Source organism: Brevibacillus fluminis (genome assembly GCF_003710825.1).
GTDB classification, from domain to species: Bacteria; Bacillota; Bacilli; order Brevibacillales; family Brevibacillaceae; genus Brevibacillus_D; species Brevibacillus_D fluminis.
Map to the genome: position 1 here is coordinate 1 of NZ_RHHQ01000055.1, position 568 is coordinate 568.

General features: G+C 54.0%; 1 protein-coding gene. It reads right to left on the bottom strand.

The genetic code is table 11. The features are described 5' to 3' along the window. The coding region (locus EDM56_RS30830) for a hypothetical protein (protein ID WP_122921737.1) at nucleotides 1–432 on the bottom strand (432 nt) is incomplete at its 3' end. Nucleotides 433–568 lie beyond the last annotated feature (136 nt).

A 568-nucleotide genomic window follows, 5' to 3' on the forward strand; every position in this document is an offset into this window, starting at 1 on the left:
CGGCAGCCGAATGCTGAGAAACTGGTTGAAGAAATAGACGATCCGCTCTGCCTCCCCAGCGAAAAAGCGGTAATGCGGCAGGAGCGAAACATCCTTCATCTCATGGAAAAACTGGAAGCGCTCTGCAGTCAGTTCCGCACGAAAGCTGCGGCTAACGACGATGTCGCCGCTTTTTTCTTCGCGCAAGCTCTCAGGCGTCGCGCCCAATCGCTTCAGGACTTCTCCGGCACGGCCACCCCATTTATCCAAAAGCTGCCGGTCGTTATACTCTACCTCAAATTGGGTCAGCTCCCCTTCGCAAACGGACAGCATCGCCATCAGCACTTTGCGCACGACCAGATTGGAGGGAGCAAAGCCGTTGTCATAAAAGTTGTATTGCAGGGTCACATGTCCGTCGTCATGCAAGGTGCGGTAAAACAAAATTCCGATCATCGCAAAAGCTTCCCCCTGTTAGCGGCCATGAATCGCATCGAGTGCAGCGTGGTCAAGCTTGCGCACTGCGGCGAACAACAAGCGCTTCGCTGCTTGATAGTCGTCTTCGTGAATAATCGCCGCATGGCTGTGGATA